General features: G+C 43.2%; 23 protein-coding genes. 19 read left to right on the forward strand and 4 right to left on the reverse strand.

Annotated features, from left to right (window positions below; translation table 11 throughout):
* Position 1 precedes the first annotated feature (1 nt).
* Positions 2-829, reverse strand: coding sequence for an SAM hydrolase/SAM-dependent halogenase family protein (locus tag H9628_RS05205; protein WP_251833068.1), 828 nt, complete (start codon positions 827-829; stop codon positions 2-4).
* Between the two features lie 129 nt (positions 830-958).
* Here H9628_RS05205 and H9628_RS05210 point away from each other — a divergent pair, with 129 nt between their 5' ends.
* Together H9628_RS05210 and H9628_RS05215 are read left to right on the forward strand one after the other, a co-directional pair.
* On the forward strand, positions 959-1918 hold the full coding sequence (locus tag H9628_RS05210; protein ID WP_251833069.1) for a PhoH family protein: 960 nt from the start codon (positions 959-961) through the stop codon (positions 1916-1918).
* 78 nt (positions 1919-1996) lie between these two features.
* Positions 1997-2521, forward strand: coding sequence for a porin family protein (locus H9628_RS05215; RefSeq protein ID WP_251833070.1), 525 nt, complete (start codon positions 1997-1999; stop codon positions 2519-2521).
* 74 nt (positions 2522-2595) lie between these two features.
* Here H9628_RS05215 and ffh read toward each other — a convergent pair whose 3' ends face one another.
* Positions 2596-3963: a signal recognition particle protein gene (gene ffh, locus H9628_RS05220; protein ID WP_251833071.1), complete on the reverse strand. Its 1368-nt coding sequence runs from the start codon at positions 3961-3963 to the stop codon at positions 2596-2598.
* A gap of 106 nt (positions 3964-4069) precedes the next feature.
* On the opposite strand from ffh, the gene H9628_RS05225 reads away from it, so the two are divergent.
* The 11 genes from H9628_RS05225 to H9628_RS05275 all read left to right on the forward strand — a co-directional run bounded on the left by H9628_RS05225 (position 4070) and on the right by H9628_RS05275 (position 12418).
* Complete coding sequence (locus H9628_RS05225; protein WP_251833072.1) at positions 4070-4333, forward strand: AtpZ/AtpI family protein; 264 nt, start codon at positions 4070-4072, stop codon at positions 4331-4333.
* A 2-nt stretch (positions 4334-4335) separates the two neighbouring features.
* Positions 4336-4743 (forward strand): hypothetical protein, encoded by a 408-nt coding sequence (locus tag H9628_RS05230; RefSeq protein WP_251833073.1) that lies wholly within the window; start codon positions 4336-4338, stop codon positions 4741-4743.
* Positions 4744-4791: 48 nt separating this feature from the next.
* The gene (gene atpB, locus H9628_RS05235; RefSeq protein ID WP_251833074.1) at positions 4792-5898 is read left to right on the forward strand and encodes a F0F1 ATP synthase subunit A; all 1107 of its coding nucleotides are present in this window, start codon (positions 4792-4794) and stop codon (positions 5896-5898) included.
* Positions 5899-6016: 118 nt separating this feature from the next.
* Positions 6017-6211, forward strand: coding sequence for an ATP synthase F0 subunit C (gene atpE / locus H9628_RS05240; RefSeq protein WP_012782425.1), 195 nt, complete (start codon positions 6017-6019; stop codon positions 6209-6211).
* A 105-nt stretch (positions 6212-6316) separates the two neighbouring features.
* A complete protein-coding gene (atpF, locus tag H9628_RS05245; RefSeq protein ID WP_251833075.1) occupies positions 6317-6814 on the forward strand; it encodes a F0F1 ATP synthase subunit B in 498 nt (165 codons plus the stop codon).
* 1 nt (position 6815) lies between these two features.
* Positions 6816-7355, forward strand: a complete 540-nt coding sequence (gene atpH, locus H9628_RS05250; protein WP_251833076.1) for an ATP synthase F1 subunit delta — start codon at positions 6816-6818, stop codon at positions 7353-7355.
* Positions 7356-7373: 18 nt separating this feature from the next.
* Positions 7374-8951: a F0F1 ATP synthase subunit alpha gene (gene atpA / locus H9628_RS05255; protein WP_251833077.1), complete on the forward strand. Its 1578-nt coding sequence runs from the start codon at positions 7374-7376 to the stop codon at positions 8949-8951.
* Between the two features lie 87 nt (positions 8952-9038).
* Positions 9039-9896 carry an ATP synthase F1 subunit gamma gene (gene atpG, locus H9628_RS05260; protein ID WP_251833078.1) on the forward strand — a complete coding sequence of 286 codons (858 nt, stop codon included), beginning with the start codon at positions 9039-9041 and terminating at the stop codon, positions 9894-9896.
* Between the two features lie 153 nt (positions 9897-10049).
* Positions 10050-11408 (forward strand): hemolysin family protein, encoded by a 1359-nt coding sequence (locus tag H9628_RS05265; RefSeq protein ID WP_251833079.1) that lies wholly within the window; start codon positions 10050-10052, stop codon positions 11406-11408.
* A 2-nt stretch (positions 11409-11410) separates the two neighbouring features.
* Positions 11411-11722 (forward strand): ATP-dependent Clp protease adaptor ClpS, encoded by a 312-nt coding sequence (locus H9628_RS05270; RefSeq protein WP_251833080.1) that lies wholly within the window; start codon positions 11411-11413, stop codon positions 11720-11722.
* 39 nt (positions 11723-11761) lie between these two features.
* Positions 11762-12418, forward strand: coding sequence for a rhomboid family intramembrane serine protease (locus H9628_RS05275; protein ID WP_251833081.1), 657 nt, complete (start codon positions 11762-11764; stop codon positions 12416-12418).
* Positions 12419-12620: 202 nt separating this feature from the next.
* Here the strand turns inward: H9628_RS05275 and prmC are convergent, their stop codons facing one another.
* A complete protein-coding gene (gene prmC / locus H9628_RS05280; protein WP_251833082.1) occupies positions 12621-13472 on the reverse strand; it encodes a peptide chain release factor N(5)-glutamine methyltransferase in 852 nt (283 codons plus the stop codon).
* Between the two features lie 161 nt (positions 13473-13633).
* On the opposite strand from prmC, the gene H9628_RS05285 reads away from it, so the two are divergent.
* From H9628_RS05285 to H9628_RS05310, 6 genes are read left to right on the forward strand one after another with little or no spacing between them, the layout of a single operon-like run.
* On the forward strand, positions 13634-14170 hold the full coding sequence (locus H9628_RS05285) for a C40 family peptidase (RefSeq protein ID WP_251833083.1): 537 nt from the start codon (positions 13634-13636) through the stop codon (positions 14168-14170).
* Between the two features lie 39 nt (positions 14171-14209).
* Complete coding sequence (locus H9628_RS05290; protein ID WP_251833084.1) at positions 14210-15019, forward strand: 2,3,4,5-tetrahydropyridine-2,6-dicarboxylate N-succinyltransferase; 810 nt, start codon at positions 14210-14212, stop codon at positions 15017-15019.
* A 9-nt stretch (positions 15020-15028) separates the two neighbouring features.
* Positions 15029-16195 carry a glycosyltransferase family 87 protein gene (locus H9628_RS05295; protein ID WP_251833085.1) on the forward strand — a complete coding sequence of 389 codons (1167 nt, stop codon included), beginning with the start codon at positions 15029-15031 and terminating at the stop codon, positions 16193-16195.
* Between the two features lie 10 nt (positions 16196-16205).
* A complete protein-coding gene (locus H9628_RS05300) occupies positions 16206-17132 on the forward strand; it encodes a glycosyltransferase family 2 protein (protein WP_251833086.1) in 927 nt (308 codons plus the stop codon).
* A gap of 1 nt (position 17133) precedes the next feature.
* Positions 17134-17910: a polysaccharide deacetylase family protein gene (locus tag H9628_RS05305; protein WP_251833087.1), complete on the forward strand. Its 777-nt coding sequence runs from the start codon at positions 17134-17136 to the stop codon at positions 17908-17910.
* Positions 17907-19016, forward strand: a complete 1110-nt coding sequence (locus tag H9628_RS05310) for a glycosyltransferase family 4 protein (RefSeq protein ID WP_251833088.1) — start codon at positions 17907-17909, stop codon at positions 19014-19016. The genes H9628_RS05305 and H9628_RS05310 overlap by 4 nt, the downstream gene beginning before the upstream one ends.
* A 52-nt stretch (positions 19017-19068) precedes the next feature.
* Here the strand turns inward: H9628_RS05310 and H9628_RS05315 are convergent, their stop codons facing one another.
* Entirely contained in the window at positions 19069-20229 is a 1161-nt protein-coding gene (locus H9628_RS05315; RefSeq protein ID WP_251833089.1) for a M20/M25/M40 family metallo-hydrolase, read from the reverse strand.
* Positions 20230-20256 lie beyond the last annotated feature (27 nt).

Raw genomic sequence — 20256 nt, forward strand, 5'->3', positions numbered from 1 at the left:
TTTACAAAAATTCAATGTAAATACGTTCGCCGACATGAAGTCCGAAAAGTGTTTTCGCACCGTTCTGGCGGTTACCTTTATAGATCGTAAGTTCGAGGAGGCCGGCATCATTAAAAATGGCTGCGGATTTACCGTGGTATTCATGTTCCAGCGACCAGTCAGCAATCAATTCGGTGTACTGATTGTAGATTTTCGTTAATGCAAGGTTCCTGAATTTTAAGTAAAAACCGGTGTAACCGATGCTCCATTTTTCGAAAAAGCGACGGTTGATATTGGATACTACATTTCCGAAATTATCGATGTAAATAATTTCGCCGATGATCATTTTCTCTTTTTCATTGAAGACGGCGCGCGGCAGAGCAAGTTGCTTCGGCATATTATATTTGCGCCCGATTACTTCCGGTAAACCGCCATTCTGCAAATGTACGGCAGCAGGCGCGAAAATATCGGTACATGTAAATGAAACAGCATCATCAAAACGATTGTTGAACGTAAGTTCATAAACATTGTCCGGTTTCAGGTCGTGAAAGATAAGGCTCATCACGCCATTGTCGGCGGCGATGAAGAAATGTCCGTCGGCTTCGTAAACAAGGGACTTACGGGCTTTAGTAAAAAAACTGTCGACTGCAATGATATGCACGGTGCCTTTAGGAAAGTGCCGGTATGCGTTCCGGACAATATAGGCCGTCTGCAAAAGGTTATATGCCTGGATTTCGTGCGTAATATCCACGATGAAAGCATTCTCGTTCAGGCTCAGTATCTTACCTTTCACAGCGGGAACTCTGTGATCAACCAATCCGTAATCTGATGTGAATGTGATGACCGCCATTATTGGAAAAATAGGAACGGCAAATTTAAAGTAAAAAAATATTTTGCGACGTATTCGCCGGCACAAAAGCGTGTATTTAAAATAAAATGAATAATTTTAAACAAATTAACGATCACAAAGTACAACTGAATGTTTGAACTGAATTACGAAATTACAGGCATAGACGCTAAAACATTTTACGGCGTCAACAACCAATATTTTAATCTTATAAAATCTACGTTTCCAACCCTTAAAATAACCGGGCGAGACCATTTTATCTTTGCACAGGGCAACACGGAAACGCTGGATTTGCTCCGAAATAAGCTGGATGATATCATAGGTTTCATCTCCCGAAACAACAGCATTACGCTGAAGGATGTAGAGAATATACTCAGCATAAAGAGCGAAACTGAAAAGCAGATCGTGTTCGATCAGGATATCATTGTAAAAGGCGTCAGCGGTAAAATCATTAAAGCCAAAACCACCAATCTGAAAATTCTGGTAAAGGAATCGGAGAAAAAAGATATGGTCTTCGCCATTGGGCCGGCCGGTACGGGGAAAACCTATACCAGCGTGGCGTTAGCAGTACGCGCCCTTCGGGACAAAGAAGTGAAACGCATCATCCTTACAAGACCCGCAGTGGAGGCCGGTGAGAGCCTTGGTTTCCTGCCGGGCGACCTTAAAGAAAAACTTGATCCATATCTGCAGCCGCTTTATGATGCGCTTCGCGATATGATTCCGCATGAAAAACTGGAAGGATTCATTGAAAAAAAGGTGATTGAAGTTGCGCCACTGGCTTTCATGCGCGGCCGTACCCTAGATGAGGCCTTTGTGATTTTGGATGAAGCGCAGAATACTACGCACGCCCAGATGAAAATGTTTCTTACCCGGATGGGAATGAATGCCAAATTCATCATCACGGGCGACCCAAGCCAGGTAGATTTGCCGCTGCGTCAGAAATCCGGCCTTAAAGAGGCGATGCGCATTCTGAAAGATGTAAAGGAGATCGGTTTTGTACATCTTACGGAAGAAGATGTGGTGCGGCATCCGGTGGTGCGCAAGATCATCAATGCCTATGGAAAGGAAGAGCAGCGCCAGCGGGAAGAATAATTTTATTAAAATTTGCTCGCAAAAAGTTGTTAACATAAGTTAAAACGCTTAGTTTCGCGGCAAAATTTTATAAAAACTATGAAAAAATTACTTTTTGCTGTTGCATTCGTGGCAGCTGGATTGGCTAACGCGCAATCATTTGGTTTAACTGGTGGTGTAGCAGTTTTTAATGCAAAAGCTGAAGCTCCCGGATATTCTGAGAGTGACTCACAGACTGGTGGTTACGTTGGCTTTTTTGGAGAGTTCAACCTTGATGGTAGCTTAAATATAGCACCTGGCATTAATTATCTTTTTGCTGAAGATACCAACGCTTTGCAAATTCCTGTAATGTTGAAGTATTATGTTGATCCAAAATTTAACTTGGCATTCGGTCCTCAGTTAATGTTTGATCTTGCTGAAGTTCCTGCAGGGATGGATCAGTACTACAACAGATTTAATTTTGGTCTTGCGCTTGGAGCGGGATACAACTTTACTCAAGCTTTTGGCGTGGAGGCTAGATACGGATTTCAGCTAAATGATCATATCAAAGGAGCTGCTAAAGATGCCGGTGCTTCTGCAAAAATCAACACACTGAACGTTGGTCTTAACTACAAGTTCAAATAGTATTAAGTTCATATCTAAAATAAACCCGAATCATCTGATCCGGGTTTTGTTTTTTATCTGAATTTTTCGAACTCTTACTTCCCAAAGAGGTTTCCGCCCATTCCAGGCATCTTCGGCATTCCTTTGCTCATCATTTCCATCATCTGCTTGCCTTGCGGTCCCTGCATCATCTTCATCATTTTGCCCATCTGCTCAAACTGTTTCATCAAAGCATTTACATCTTCTATTTTTCTTCCGGCTCCGCGTGCAATTCGGTTTTTACGCTGCGTGTTGATGATTGACGGGCGTCTTCTTTCTTCCGGCGTCATAGAGTGGATGATCGCTTCGATATGTTTAAAGGCGTCATCCTGAATATCCACATCTTTAATCGCTTTGCCAACTCCCGGAATCATTCCCATAAGGTCCTTCATGTTCCCCATTTTCTTGATCTGATTGATCTGTTTCAGGAAATCATCGAAACCGAACTCGTTCTTTGCAATTTTCTTGTGAAGTTTTTTAGCTTCCTCTTCATCAAACTGTTCTTGGGCACGTTCTACGAGGGAAACCACGTCACCCATCCCAAGGATTCTGTCGGCCATCCTTTCCGGATAGAAAACGTCGAGCGCTTGCATTTTTTCACCGGTAGAAATAAACTTGATAGGCTTTTCAACAACCGAACGGATTGTAAGCGCCGCACCACCACGCGTATCACCGTCCAGTTTCGTAAGTACAACACCGTCGAAATTCAAGGCTTCGTTAAACGCTTTCGCCGTATTCACCGCATCCTGACCGGTCATGGAATCTACTACGAATAGTGTTTCCTGCGGCTTGATGAAATAATGAACCGATTTGATCTCATTCATCATCTGCTCATCAACTGCCAAACGGCCAGCCGTATCCACGATCACTACATCATGATTATTCTCTTTCGCAAATTTTACCGCATTTTCAGCAATAGACGAAGGATTTAAGGCACCTTCTTCCGTATAAACAGGGATTCCGGTTTGGGTTCCTAATATTTTAAGCTGCTCGATCGCGGCCGGACGGTAAACGTCGCATGCCACCAAAAGAGGTTTTTTGTTTCTTTTTTGCTTTAAATAGTTCGCCAATTTTCCGGAGAAAGTGGTTTTACCTGAACCCTGCAGACCTGCGATCAAAATCACAGAAGGCTTGCCCGAAAGATTGATGCCCTCACTCGTACTACCCATAAGCTCTACAAGCTCATCGTGCACGATTTTGGTCATCAGCTGTCCCGGCGTGAGGCTCGTGAGAACATTTTGGCCTAAAGCTTTGTCCTGAACACGCTTTGTGAGGTCTTTCGCCACCTTGTAGTTTACGTCGGCATCTACCAGTGCGCGTCGGATTTCTTTTACGGTTTCAGCCACATTGATCTCGGTGATCTTTCCGCGGCCTGAGATATTGTGTAAAGCTTTGTCTAATTTATCCTGTAAACTGTTGAACATCGGTTTTTTATTTTAAAGATGCGCAAAAATAGGGAAAATCGCGGATATTTAAAATTGAAAATTTTTAGGCTGACTGATTATCATTAGCTTTGCAAAAATTAATAAAATGGCAACCGAAAATACCAACCCAAACTCTGCGGGTAAAGACGTTGAACGCAAATTTGCCTCCTCGGGCTTGCGGCAGTACGGTGTTTATTCAGCTGTAGTTTTCCAAATGCTGGCCACGATGGGACTTGGTTTTTGGGGAGGAAAGAAGATTAACGACTATTATGAAATCGAAAGCAACCTGCTGACGGTTGCTATCGGTTTCACCGCGATGGGACTGGCATTTTACAATCTGCTGAAACAGCTAAAAAATATTCAAAAATGAAAATGAAACCTACCACACTTTATATCATCTTGTTCTTTGTCATGATTGCCGTGCATTTCGGGCTTTGGGAATGGTTGAAGATCGGTTTTGATGTCGTGTTCTTCCGCTATTATATTTTCCTTACGCTGCTGTTCGTGATGGTGATTACCGTTCTTAGCATTATAAAAAACCAGTTCCCGCAGTATATCGGTTTTGGTTTTTTGGGTTTGGTGATGGTGAAGATGGCGGCGCTTTTCATCGCGATGGGTCAGCTTGAACTGAGTACCGTTCCGAACTATAAGCTGCATTTTGCAATTCCATATCTGGTATCACTTATCCTCGAAACCCTATTTGCGGTGAAACTTATTCAGTTTCAGGATGCCTCGGCCGCCGAAAAAGATGAAAAAAATCAGGAGACAACCTCTTTGTAATCTGAATATTTATCCTATTTTTGCAAAACTTTAAAAAGATATATCATAATGCTTAAAAGAGTTATCCTTTTACTTGGATTTTTATCTACATTTTCGCTTTCACAGGCGCAGCACGAAACCGGTGCAGCTGATGCACACGCTACTGAACAGGTTGCCGGAAATGTAACTGAGGCCCAGGCTGAAAAAGCTAAAAACCAGGAGTTTATTCAGCACCACGTGAAGGACGCTCACAGCTTCGATATCATGGTAACCAAAGACGGACACCATATCGGGTTTCCGTTGCCGGTAATTTTCTATGATCAGGACAACGGGCTTCACACGATGATGAGTTCTGCCTTTAACCATGGTGAAAATACCGTGGAAAGCAAAGGAAGCCACTACAAGTTATTCCACGAAAAAATCTATAAGACAGATGCTTCCGGAACCATCAAAATGGATGACCAAGGACATGCGACCAACGCTAAAATGCTGGATCTGTCAATTACAAAAAGCGTTTTCGCTATCCTTTTAGTAGCGATTCTGATGACGCTTCTTTTTGTATCGATTGCCAGAAGCTATAAGAATTCTTTGGTGCCATCTGGTGCAGGGAAGATTTTCGAACCGCTTATTATTTTCATTCGTGATGACATTGCCAAACCAAACATCGGGACGAACTATAAAAAGTACATGGGTTACTTGCTGACCGTATTTTTCTTTATTCTGTTCCTTAATGTTTTAGGTCTGATGCCTTTCGGGATCAACGTGACAGGAAACTTAGCAATCACTGCTGCGTTGGCGATCGTGACTTTCCTTTTGACGCAGTTTACCGCAAATAAAACATATTGGCAGCACATTTTCTGGATGCCGGGCTTGCCTTGGCCGATGAAGCTGGTGATGATGCCGATTGAAATTATCGGGATGTTTATCAAGCCTTTCGCGCTGCTTATCCGTCTTTTCGCGAACATGACTGCGGGTCACATCGTAGTAATGTCGCTTATTGCAATGATTTATGTCTTTAAAAATGTAATCGCGGGTATCGCGTTCCCTTTCCTGACATTCGTGCTTTATTTGCTCGAAATTTTGGTAGCGTTCCTTCAGGCGTATATCTTCACGATGCTTTCGGCGGTGTATTTCGGTATGGCCAATGAGGAGCACCATCATGAAGAAGCTCATTAATAAGAGCAAAAGCAATAGTAAAAAGTAAATAGAGCCACGTAAGCGGCAGAAGTAGCCAACAGCTGATTAAAAGTAGCTGAAAGCAATAAACAGAAACTAATTTTTTAAATTATATATTATGGAAATCCCTAAGTTAGTAGGAGCAGGTCTAGTAGTAATCGGAGCAGGTCTTGGTATCGGTAAAATCGGTGCTGCTGCTTTGGAAGGTATGGCTCGTCAGCCAGAGCAGGCAGGTAAACTGCAAACTGCGATGCTTATTGCTGCTGCACTTGTAGAAGGTCTTGCATTTGCTGCATTGTTCGCAGTAAACTAAGAACACTCAGAAATTTTCACTTGCCGGGAACGGTTGGTTACGGCAAGTGATCTTTTTTAAAAAATTAGAAAAAAAATTTAAGAACAATATTTTATTATAACTCGTATGGGATTATTAGAAGACTTTTCGTCAGGTTTATTTATCATTCAGTCTGTGATCTTTTTGATTTTGCTGTTTGTTTTACACAAATTCGCATGGAAACCGATCATGCAGGCCGTGAATGAGAGAGAGATAACTATTGTTGATTCACTTAATCAGGCTAAATTGGCTAAGCAGGAAGTTCAAAACCTTAAAGCTGAAAACGAAATCATTATCCGTGAAGCTAAGGTAGAGCGCGATAACATTCTGAAGGAAGCGCGTGAGATTAAGGAAAGAATCGTAGGTGAAGCCAAAGAAATTGCAAAAGTAGAGGGTGATAAAATGATCGAGCAGGCTCGCCAGTCTATCCAGGCAGAAAAAGCAGCGGCGATGTCTGACATCAAAAACCAGATCGGAACTTTATCCGTAAACATCGCGGAGTCTATCCTTAAGGAAAAACTCAGCAATGACGGTGCGCAGAATGCATTAGTAGAAAACATCCTGAACAAATCTAACCTGAACTAAGATGCTTACAAGTAAAGTAGCCAAACGATACGCACAGGGACTGCTGAGCTTTACGCAGGACAGCGGAAATACTGAGGCTGTATTTGCGGAAATGGGTGATGTTGCAAAAACGATTGCCAATTCCCGTGAACTTCAGAATTTCTTCGCGTCGCCGATTATTGACGGCAAGAAAAAGCAATCGATTGCTGCGGAAATCTTCAAGGGTTTCTCACCGGTAACCAAAAATTTGATCACACTGATCATCAAACAGGGTCGCGAAAGCCAAATGCAGAACGTAGCTCAGGAATTCATCAACAAAGTGAACGAAATGAACGGCGTGCAGAGAATTACGCTTACGTCAGCGGCTCCACTTACAGATGAGAACCAAAAAAACATCCTGAAGGCGACAGATTTGATCAATCATGACAACAAATTTGATGTGAAGACGGTAATCGATTCATCACTTCTTGGAGGTTATATCCTGAGAGTGGGAGATCAGCAAATCGATGCTTCTGTAAGATCAAAACTGAGCAAGCTTAAAAAAGAATTTCAATTAAATTAAGACAAAAACAACCATAAAATGGCAGAAATAAATCCGGCAGAAGTATCTGCAATTCTTAAACAGCAGTTGGCAAACTTCGACACACAGAGTAATGTGGAAGAGGTAGGAACTGTATTGACCATCGGTGATGGTATCGCTTTAGTGTACGGTTTAGAAAATGTTCAGTACGGTGAATTGGTAAAATTCGAGAGCGGTATCGAAGGAATCGTTCTTAATCTTGCTGAAGACAATGTGGGTGTAGCACTTCTTGGTGAGTCTAAGCAGGTGAAGGAAGGAGATACGGTAAACCGAACCAAAAGAATTTCATCTATCAATGTAGGTGAAGGCATGTTGGGTAGAGTAGTAGATACTTTAGGAAACCCAATTGATGGTAAAGGACCGATCACCGGAGATTTATACGAAATGCCATTGGAAAGAAAGGCGCCGGGAGTTATTTTCCGTCAGCCGGTTACAGAACCTCTTCAGACAGGTATTGTAGCCATCGATTCCATGATTCCGGTTGGTAGAGGTCAGCGTGAGCTGATCATCGGTGACCGTCAGACTGGTAAGACAGTTGTGGCGATTGACACCATCCTTAACCAAAGAGAATTTTATGACGCTGGTGAACCAGTATTTTGTATCTATGTAGCAGTTGGGCAGAAGGCTTCTACCGTTGCACAGATCGTTAAAACATTAGAAGATAAAGGTGCGATGGCATATACAGTGGTTGTAGCTGCAAACGCTTCAGACCCTTCTCCAATGCAGGTTTACGCGCCAATGGCCGGAGCTGCAATCGGTGAGTATTTCCGTGATACAGGTCGTCCTGCATTGATCATTTATGATGATTTATCAAAGCAGGCCGTAGCATACCGTGAACTTTCTCTTCTATTGAGAAGACCACCGGGCCGTGAGGCTTATCCAGGTGACGTTTTCTACCTTCACTCCAGATTATTGGAGCGTTCTGCAAAAGTAATCGCTGATGATACCATTGCGGCACAAATGAACGATCTTCCGGATTCTCTAAAACCTATCGTAAAAGGTGGCGGTTCACTTACTGCACTTCCAATTATCGAAACACAGGCTGGTGACGTTTCTGCATATATCCCAACGAACGTAATTTCGATTACGGACGGGCAGATCTTCCTTGAATCTGATCTGTTCAACTCAGGTGTACGTCCTGCGATCAACGTAGGTATCTCTGTATCACGTGTAGGAGGTAACGCGCAGATCAAGTCGATGAAGAAGGTTTCAGGTACATTGAAACTAGATCAGGCTCAGTACAAAGAACTTGAGGCATTTGCTAAATTCGGTTCCGATCTTGATGCTTCTACGCAAGGTGTAATTTCTAAAGGTGAGAGAAACGTAGAGCTTCTTAAGCAGCCGGTAAACTCACCACTTCCTGTAGATTCTCAGGTAGCGATGATTTATGCAGGTACAGAAAACCTGATGAGAAATATCCCAATCAGAAAGGTAAAAGAATTCCAGAAAGAGTATGTGGAGTTCCTTAGATCAAAACATCCGGATACGATGGCCGCTATCAAAGCTGGAAAGATCGACGATAATATTACAGGCGTTCTGAAGCAGGCAGCTACAGAATTGGCTTCAAAATATAATTAATATTTGTTGATGGTTTTTGGTTGGTAGCTCACGGGATTTTCTCTAAAACTATCAACCAGAAGCCGACAACCGACAACTATAGAACAAATGGCAAACTTAAAGGAAATACGGGGTAGAATTACTTCCATCTCTTCTACGATGCAAATTACCAGCGCGATGAAAATGGTTTCTGCAGCTAAGCTGAAGAAAGCTACAGACGCGATCGTAATGCTGAGACCTTACTCGGAAAAATTGCAGGAAATTATTGAAAATGTAAGTTCCTCGACGGATCTTGAAGGGATCTCCACATTTACTGAGGAAAGAGAAGTGCAAAAGGTTCTTTTCATCGTAGTTACTTCAAACAAAGGTCTTGCGGGGGCTTTCAACTCTTCGGTAATCAAAGAGCTGAACAGCGCACTGAGCAATACGCCGCACGAAGTGGAAATTTTAGCCGTTGGGAAAAAAGTGTTCGATGCAGTTCGCAGAACGCGTACCGTGTATGATAACCAAAGTGCGATCTTCGATGGCATGAGTTTCCAGGTGGTATCAAATTTCATGGAGAATGTGATGCGCGATTACCGTGAGGGTAAATTCGATAAAGTATTTGTTGTTTATAACAAATTTATCAACGCCGCAACGCAGGAAGTTCAGCTTGAGCAGGTATTGCCGATAAAGATGTCGGAAAAAGAAGGATCTGCGAATACAGACTACCTTTTCGAGCCAAATGCGGCCGACATCCTGAATGTTCTGATTCCAAAATCGATCAAAACACAGGTCTACAAAGCAATTCTGGATTCTATTGCATCTGAGCACGGCGCCAGGATGACGGCGATGCACAAGGCAACCGACAATGCCGAAGCCCTGAGAAATGATCTGAAGATTTTCTATAATAAAGCACGACAAGCTGCGATTACAAATGAGATTCTTGAAATTGTATCCGGCGCAGAAGCCCTTAAAAATTCGTAAGAATTTCAATAGACAAATTTATATAAGCATCGGTTTTGCCGGTGCTTTTTTTGGTGCTAACCGCGCAATATTGATGCATTTGGATGGCGGATCGTTTCCCCGGCGTTATTTATTTTTTATATATATTTGTAGGAATTATTTTTAAAAAATTAAATGGACTCAGACGTCGTCAAGCTTTTACTGGCTTTATTCTTAGTATTACTCAATGGCTTTTTCGTAGCCGCAGAATTCTCAATCGTTAAGGTTCGTTACTCTCAAATTCAAATCAAAGCTGCCGAAGGCAACTCAATGGCCAAGCAGGCCGAGCACATCATCAAACATCTTGATGAATACCTTTCCGCCACGCAGCTCGGTATTACACTCGCTTCTCTGGGACTCGGTTTTGTAGGTGAAAGCGCCCTGCATCATATCATAGAAAATATCTTCCATTATTTTAACTTCCAAATTGCGGAAGCCACTGTTTATACGGTATCTCTTGTGGTAAGTTTCCTTTTGATCACGATCATGCACATCGTTTTTGGTGAACTGATACCAAAATCTATCGCAATCCGTAAAGCTGAACCTACTACGATGGCGATCGCAATGCCGCTTCGCGTTTTTTATACTGTTTTCAAACCTTTCATTTGGTCAATGAACATGATGTCAAATGCGGTTTTAAGATTAATGAAAGTTCATCCGGTTACGGAACATGAAATACACTCCACAGAAGAACTTCAGCTTTTGGTGAAGCAGTCTGCGGACAGCGGTGAGATCCAGGAAGAAAATTATGAGATCATCAAGAACGCGTTTGATTTTACAGACCATTCTGCGAAGCAGATCATGGTGCCGCGTCAGAATATTGCGTCAATCGACATTGAAGATCCGATAGAAGATATCATTACGCAAATCATGGACAGCGGGTACTCGCGTATTCCGGTCTATAAAGGTTCGATTGACAATATCATCGGAATTTTCTATGCGAAAGAAATCATCCGTGTGTATGTGCGTACCAAAGGCGAAGTGACGCACGACACGCTTGCAGAACTGATGCGTGAAGCCTTCTTCGTAGTCGGAAGCAAGAAAATTTCTGATCTTTTGAAAGTTTTCCAGCAGAAAAAGCAGCATTTAGCCGTGGTTATCGATGAGTTTGGCGGTACGGAAGGTATCATCACACTTGAAGATATTCTGGAAGAACTGGTAGGAGAAATTCAGGACGAGGAAGATGACGAAGACAGAATCGTAGAGAAAGTTGGCGAAAATGTTTACTGCGTGCAGGCGACTCAAAACCTGGATGAGATCAATGAACATTTGCCAAAGATATTTCCGCTTTCCGAAGACGGTGAATACAATACGCTGGCCGGCTACATCCTGCATGAGCTTGAAGATATTCCGGAGGAAAATCAGGAGTTTGTGATGAACAGTTACCATGTGAAGATTCTCAAAATGCAGAATAAGAGTGTGGACGTTGTAGAACTCACCTATGACGAGCCGAACATCATGTCTGAACTGACAGACGAAATCTCAGAAATCTAAAAATGCTTAATCAGTTTTTTGATAACGTGCGCGATTATGAAAATCCGCAGCGCGAATATGATGAAGAAGTAGCGCTGCTGGAGCGTGAAGACGAAGTATATAAAATTGTGCTTTGGAATGATGATGTAAACACTTTCGACTATGTAATCGAGGCTTTGATCGAAATTTGCGGTCACACATTAGAACAGGCCGAGCAATGTACCATTTTGGTTCACTACAAAGGTAAATGTACAGTGAAAACGGGCAGTCTTGAAGTTCTGAAGCCAATGCACGAAAAATTACTTGCCCGGAGTTTAACCTCAGAAATAGTTTAACACCAAAGTTTCGGCGCTGCTGAAACTTTTTATTTAGATATGGATACCTTTTTACTTATTATCATAGCCGCCACGGCCATTATCAGTTTCGTTGCGTTCAGCAACAGAGAAATGTTCGAGAAGTATAAATTCAATATAGGTGCAATCTTACAGCGGAAAGAATATGTAAGGCTTATATCCGCGGGCTTCCTGCACGGGGACATGATGCACCTGCTGTTCAACATGATGACGCTTTACTTTTTTGCGCCCATTGTAATTCAGGCCTTCACACCAATCGGATTTCTAGTCGTGTACTTCGGCTCTATACTGCTTGGAAACTTGTTCTCGCTGTATCTGTACAAAAACCAGTCTTGGTATTCGGCTATTGGTGCGAGCGGTGGCGTTTCGGGAATACTGTTCGCATCCATTGCGATGATTCCGGATCTCGGGATTTACTTTTTCTTCATCCCAATTGCGATCCCGGGCTACATTTTTGGACTCGCATACTTCGCGTATTCGGTGTATATGATGCTGAACCCGCGTGAAAATGACAATATCGGACATGCCGCACATTTAGGCGGTGCATTTTTCGGACTGGTCTTTGCGGTGGCGCTTCAGCCGGAGCGTGCGATCGAGAATGCACTTTACCTCGCCATCATGGCTTTGCCACTAATCTACATGTCGTACATGGTCTTCGTGAAAAAGAAAATCGGGTAATTTTTTAGGAGCAAGAAAGTGAGTCGATTTTTCGACGACTTTACCCGCTGTCCGCTATATCCCGCCGCCGCTGGCGCGTCGCCGGGGATGCCGCTTCCATCGGGGCTAAAAAATCAGGTATTTTTCATTTCGGAGAGACAAAAAAAACTTTTTGGCGCTCGCTTCGCTCGCGCCATACAAAACCGGACCACGAAATTATATCCTATTTTATTCCCCATACCATCCTGTCATTCCCGGAAATATCTTTCACGAGTTCCGCGCGGGTCAGAACCTCTTCAAACAGTCCACACGTTTCCGCTCCAAGCTTCTGATTGATTTCGAGAAATACCATTCCGCCCGCAGCTAGATGTTTTTTGCAGTCCCCGGCGATCTTTTCGTAAAATATGAGCGCATTTTCGGTGGGTGAAAACAGCGCCATTTCGGGTTCAAAATCTTTCACAGAGACGGCGATATCCGATTTTTCATTCTGTCTGATGTAGGGTGGATTCGAAATGATCACCTCAAAAACATCAGAAAGTTCAGAATTCAGATAATCTGCATGGATGAAATTGATATCCACGTTGTGCAGTGCCGCGTTTTTCTGCGCAACTTCAAGCGCTTTCTGAGAGAAGTCGACGGCACAAACTTTAGCCTCCGGAAAATGCTTTTTCAGGATTATCGGAATGATACCACTGCCGGTCCCAATATCAAGTATTTTTAGCGTTCTCTTGGTGGTATGTATGCGGTTTATTTGTCCAATCGCCAGTTCTAGCAGTTCTTCCGTTTCGGGTCTCGGAACCAACACATCTTCAGTCACAATAAAATCAACACCGTAAAATTCGGTTTTTCCGAGGATTTGCTGGAAGGGTTTTCCGCTTTTCAGTTCGTTTAGAGCCTGTATAAGTACTTTTGTTTGGTCTTCGGTTAGGATTAAATCCAAAGACCGCCGCTGTTCCATTCGGCTTAGACCTACAAATTCTGTTGTGAATACCGCAAACAGCTCCGTGATTTCGCCTGCATCATAAATTGCGCTTAATTCAGTTTTATATACATCTTTCAGATCCTGTAAAGTCATTGTTTTTTGCTTGAAGTTTTTAAATATAAATAATTTTTAACCAAAAACTTTTGATGAAGATATTTTTAAGATTAAAAATCTATTAACACCCGGAAAACGCTGTGATATTCAGCTTAGACAAAATAATTTTAGTACTTTTGAACCTCAGTGCGAACTCTACTATGAAAAACCTTCTTCTGGCCGTTCTGGCATTGCTTCTAGTTTCATGTGGCGCTTCCAAACCCGCAGTCGTAAAGCGAAGCATTCCTACAAAAACCGTTGCAAAATCTCCCAACTTAAAAAATCTGGAATCTAATTTTTCCGGCAAACTGAATTCGCAGATCGAAGAGATTCTCCGCGATGCGCAAAAATATCTCGGTGCACCTTACAAATACGCCGGAAATACATCGGCGGGTTTCGACTGTTCCGGTTTGGTGGTAAAAGTTTTCGATGAGAACAAAACGAAACTGCCACGCCGCTCCGAAGACCAGTCGAGTACCGGAAAAGAAGTAAACATCCGCGACGCCAAACCCGGTGATTTGGTGTTTTTCGCCACAGCGGGCGGTAGCCGCGTTTCGCATGTGGGTATTGTGCACGACATTGGTCATGGCGGCGAGGTGAAATTCATTCATGCTTCTACGTCAAAAGGCGTCATCATTTCATCGCTGAACGAAAAATACTGGAATCAGGCGTATCTTTTCGTGCGCAGAGTTTTGTAGATTTGCGGCCTCAATTTTAATATTTAAAAATAATCAGATATGTTACAGCAGACCATCGAGAATATTTGGGATAACCGCGACCTTTTGCAGAACGCAGACAGCCAGGCGGCGATACGCGAGGTAATCCGCCAACTTGACCTAGGCGAATTGCGTGTTGCGGAGCCTACCAATAATGGCTGGAAAGTAAATGAATGGGTGAAGAAAGCGGTGGTGATGTACTTCCCGATCCAAAAGATGGAAACTATCGAAGTGGGTCCGTTCGAATTTCACGATAAAATGCCATTAAAAAGAAATTATGCCGAAAAAGGCGTTCGTGTGGTGCCGCATGCGGTTGCCAGAGAAGGTGCGTATATTGCGCCGGGCGTGATCCTGATGCCGTCTTATGTGAATATCGGCGCGTTTGTAGATTCCGGAACTATGGTAGACACGTGGGCGACGGTAGGTAGCTGTGCGCAGATCGGGAAAGACGTACACCTGAGTGGTGGAGTAGGTATTGGTGGCGTTTTAGAGCCGTTGCAGGCTGCGCCGGTAATCATCGAAGATAATGTTTTCGTGGGTTCCAGATGCATCGTTGTAGAAGGTGTGCACGTAGAAAGAGAGGCTGTTTTAGGCGCGAATGTGGTACTTACGGCTTCCACAAAAATCATTGATGTTACAGAAGATGATCCAATTGAAATTAAAGGTCGTGTACCCGCACGTTCGGTCGTGATTCCGGGAAGTTATACCAAAGAATTTCCGGCCGGAGAATTTCAGGTTCCGTGCGCGCTGATCATCGGTAAGAGAAAAGAATCTACCGATAAGAAAACCTCACTGAATGATGCGCTTCGCGAAAATAACGTCGCAGTATAACCCTGCACCGTGAAATCTAAATTCTTAAAATTCATTTCAGATCCCAAATATATTTTTGGGATTTATTTTCTTGTTTCTGCCGCTTCTGCCATTGCAAAATATCTGGGCGGACCGCTGAAATATAATAATTATCTGATTTTTAAGAATGTCTTCGTCAACACGCTGAGTGAGCGGAATATTTATTCATACTATCCAGACGCGCATTTTGATGCCAATCATTACGGCATCCTGTTCAGCGTAATCATCGCGCCATTTGCATTGCTTCCCGATTGGTTCGGAATGGTTTTGTGGAACGTCGCTAATGCCGCCATTTTCACCTATGCCATCCATAAATTACCGTTCCCGAACCAGTATAAAGCGTTTTTTGCATGGCTGTGTCTGCAGGAATTTATCACAGCCGCGGTGAGTCTTCAATTTAACATTGCATTGACGGGATTACTGATGCTGTCCGCTGTGTACGTTTATGAGCGGAAGGAAGCCAAATCTGCCTTCGCGATTTTAATTGGGTTCTTCGTAAAACTGTACGGGATCGCGGGGCTTTCTTCATTTTTCTTTATTAAAAATAAACTTCGGTTTATCGGTGCATTCATCGCGGTTGCGGTTTTGTTTTTCATCCTGCCAATGATAATCTCAAATCCCGGCTTTGGTTTAAGATCTTATGCGGATTGGTACCAGTCTTTATCGGAGAAGAATATGTCGAATCAGGTATTGGGCAACCGTCAGGATTACTCATTGATGGGAATTGTGCGGAGGATCAGCGGCGCAGAAATTTCAAACCTTACGTTTCTGCTGCCGGGTATCGTTTTGTTTGGATTACCGTATCTTCGGATTAAACAGTATAAAAATTTGGCTTTCCAAATGATGATTCTGGCGTCCACGCTTTTGTTTATCGTGCTTTTCAGTTCCGGTTCCGAATCGCCTACCTTTATCATAGCGGTTTCGGGTGTGATGTTGTGGTTTTTGATGCAGAAAGAAAAAACGGCAGTTGATATCGCGCTGTTGGTATTCGTTATCATACTCACGTGCTTTTCGTTTTCAGATCTGTTTCCGAAGTCAATTAAGGAAAATTATATCATGAAATATTCGCTCAAGGCTTTGCCGTGCTGCGTAGTGTGGTTTCGGGTATGCTATGAACTCATGACGAAAGATTTTGCAAAAGATTATAAATTCGCATAAAACATTTACGGTGAAAAAAATCTCAATTGTAATTCCGGCACATAACGAAGAAGGCAACATCGTGTTGATCTATGACGCGGTTGCACGCGTTTTTGCATCACTGAATTATACATTTGAAATTATTTTTGTCAATGATGGAAGTACCGACGACACTCAAAATGTCTTAGAGAAACTATCAAAACTCCACCCCGAAATAAAAACCATCGAATTTTCGCGGAACTTCGGCCATCAGCCGGCCGTGAAAGCCGGCCTTGACCTTGCTGACGGTGATGCTGTAATTTCGATGGATGCCGATCTGCAGCATCCCGCTGAACTTATTCCGACGCTTATTGCAAAGTGGGAAGAAGGCTACGATGTGGTTTACACCATCCGTAAATACCCAAAGCAGATATCGATGTTCAAAAGGAAATCGTCATCGCTTTATTACCGCTTCCTCACGGCAATTTCTGATGTAGATATGAGCGAGGGTGGCGGCTCAGATTTCAGGCTGATGGATGCAGCGGTGGTGCGTGTAATGCGCAACATGAACGAATCTGACATCTTTCTGCGCGGACTTACCCACTGGATGGGCTTTCGGCAGACCGGCTTAAGATTTACGGCTGGACAACGCGTTTCAGGCCAAAGCAGCTACAACCTCAAAAAAATGATGCGTTTCGCTTTCACCGGCATCACGGCATTCAGCGTTAAACCACTTTATCTGGCGGCGTATCTTGGCTTTATCTTTTCAGCTTTTGCCGCTGTGGGTTATGGTATTTATGTAATCAATTCATTCGTAGACGGCACAGAGATTTCCGGTTGGGCTTCGCTGATCATGACCGTTGTGTTTTTTGGCGGGGTTCAGCTAATCATGCTTGGGATAATCGGCATTTATTTAGGCAAAATTTTCAAGCAGGTTAAGGACAGACCCAACTACATCATCAGATCTAAAAATTTTTAATATGGTTTTGCTCAGTTTTGATATCGAAGAATTTGATATGCCTTTTGAATATGGCGGTGAAATCAGTTTTGAGGAACAACTCGAAATATCGCGGCGCGGCCTGATCGAAATCCTTGCGCTGCTCAGCAAACACAATGCAAAAGCTACTTTCTTTTCCACCGTTGTCTTTGCTGAAAATAACAAAGACCTGATCGTGCAGCTATTGGAAGAAGGTCATGAGCTCGCTTCACATACGTGGTTCCATTCAAAATTTTCTGTTGAAGACCTGAAAAAATCGCGTGAGAAGTTGGCGGAAATGTTCGGGACTAATGTTTCCGGCCTGCGGATGCCGCGAATGAAAAAAGTAGATTATAAGGATGTCGAAGCTGCGGGCTATACCTACAATTCATCGGTCAATCCTACATTTTTACCTGGAAAATACAACAATCTTGGTGTTTCAAGGACTTTTTTTCGTGAGGGAAAACTACTTCAGGTTCCTGCATCTGTATCACCCATACTCCGGATTCCGCTGTTTTGGCTGAGTTTCCATAATTTCCCGCTTGTGTTCTATAAATTTTTAAGCAAAGCTGTCTTAAAGAAAGATAATTATTTAAATATTTATTTTCATCCCTGGGAATTCGCCGGTATTAAAGATGAGAAACTGAAACTTCCGGCTTTCACGACCAAAAACACAGGCCACGAAATGGTGCAGCGCTTTGACGAATATTTAGGCTGGCTTAATAAAAACGGTTTCCGCTTTGGCACTTTTCAGGAATTTGAAAGAAAGGCAAACGTATGAAGATTGCATTCGACGGTAAAAGGTTTTTTAACAACAGTTCGGGCTTAGGCAACTATTCGCGGGACCTGGTGCGGGTTTTAGCTACGCACTTTCCGGCGCATGAGTATCTTTTATTAAATAAGTCGAAGACAGCAAAAGGTGAGTCAATCCTCAGTTTAACGAATGTTGATTTTATTCCGACGTCAAAAGGCAACCTTTCGCGCCAGCTCAAAATGGGCAAAGACGCGCAGAACGAGGATGCTGATGTTTTCCATGGCCTTTCTGGCGAACTGCCGTTGAAATGGAACCCAAAACCGATCAGGAAAGTGGTAACGATCCATGATTTGATCTTTCTGAAATTTCCCAAATATTACTCTTTTTTTGACCGTAAGATTCATTTGTGGAAATTCCGGCAGGCCGCAAAGCAGGCCGACCGAATCATTGCGATTTCCGAACAGACGAAAAGGGACATCATTCATTACCTGAAAGTTCCTGAGCACAAGATCAACGTAGTTTATCAGGGTTGCCACGCCGCATTTAAATCAAAAAAAACCGACGAAGAACGGAGTGTCGTAAAACTTAAGTATTCGCTTCCTGAGCGTTTTATTTTGAATGTAGGAACCATTGAGGAAAGAAAAAACCTGCTGAATGTAGTAAAAGCAATCACGGATTCTGAGATTCCGCTCGTGGTCGTCGGAAAAAAAACCAAATATATCGGGCGCGTGCAGAAGTATTTAATTAAAAACAAGATGCAGCAGCGCGTGCATTTCTTCGAAGGCGTTTCTATGGACGAGCTCGCGGCAATTTATCAGCTCGCAGATATTTTTGTGTATCCTAGCGTGTATGAAGGTTTCGGAATTCCTGTCATTGAGGCGCTTTTTTCGGGAACAGCCGTCATTACCAGCAACAGAACTTCGTTGCCCGAAGCCGGCGGACCGGATTCTCTTTACGTTGATCCGTACAATGTAGCCGATTTAAAAGCCAAAGTTCTCTTCCTGTGGGAAAATAAATCAGAACGTGATCGCCGCACCGAAAAAGGCTTGCGGTATGTCACAAAGTTTGAAGACGAAAAGGTAGCCGCCGACCTGATGGGCGTCTACGAAAGTCTTTTCAATACACAGGAATAAAAAAAGCAGGAAGATTTACTTCCTGCTTTAAGTTTTTAAAAATAAACTAAATCTATTTTCTTACAATAAGCTTTTTACTCACAGACTCGTTGCCGATCTGCGTCGTCAGGATGTAAGCGCCGTTTGTCAATGCTGAAATATCAATGTTCTGCTGATTTTCTGACTGTAAAACCCGTTTTCCGGTAAGATCTGAGATGAATACTTTGAAATACTTTGCATCTACACCTACGTTTACATTGTCTTGTGCAGGATTGGGGTAAAGACTTACGCGCTCCGAAATATTTGCTGAAACTGTCGAAAGTGGAGTTGGGTCAGTTGAAGCGCCTGCGAAATGCTGCATGGCACCTACAACGCCGCGGGTGATGTTAGTGACATACGCCGGATCCATATTACTTTTGAGGTCCGTAGAAGAATGTTTGTGCGGAGTCTCATTGGTTTCAAACAGACCCGTGATTACGTAGCCTTTTTGTTCAAAAGGCATATAATCAGAGGCGTAGGCATATGACATCGTGGTTTGCAGACTGCTGTAATTCCGGATGTATGTGGCCAGGTTGGTGGTAATTGCGAGACTTGGGGCATTGTTCGCTGTTCCACCCGCGCTGGTCTGATCGCTTTCGCAGGTCACCGTGGTGTTCGCTTTGGTGGTTACGCCGCCAATTTCATCAATGTTAAGTATGAAAGCAGTGTTGGCGAGAGAAGGAACAAGTGTACCCGCCACATACGCCCGGCTTCCCAGCAAACCCTGTTCTTCACCGGAGAAGTTGATGAATTTAATAGAATAATCCGTGGGCACGGTAGCTAAAATCCGGGCCAGTTCCAATATTAGTGCGACGCCGGAGCCGTTGTCATTCGTTCCGCGTCCCACGATGGTATCAAAATGTCCACAAACGATGATAAACTTTGAGGCATTGCTTCCAGTCCCGATCTTGGTAACTATAAGGTTTTTGCTGGTGTAGCCACTCTGCGTCCAGCTTTGCTCCTGGATAGAGGACGCGCTGTATCCAAACTCCGAGTATTTATTTTTCAGCCAGGCAAGTGTATTTGCGTTCGCGGTGCTCCCCGTGGTTTTCACGCCCAGCGCTTCGAATTCGGAAAGGAAATTATTGATATTGGTTGCCGATACAAGATCAACCCTCGACTGGTAAACCGAAATAGTTTGGCCAAATACGAAAGCGGTAAATACAACAGCTAAAGCGATGAAAGTCTTTTTCACAGGACGGATTTTTATGGGCGTAAAATT

Source organism: Kaistella pullorum (assembly GCF_014837035.1).
In the GTDB taxonomy this organism is placed as follows: domain Bacteria; phylum Bacteroidota; class Bacteroidia; order Flavobacteriales; family Weeksellaceae; genus Kaistella; species Kaistella rhinocerotis.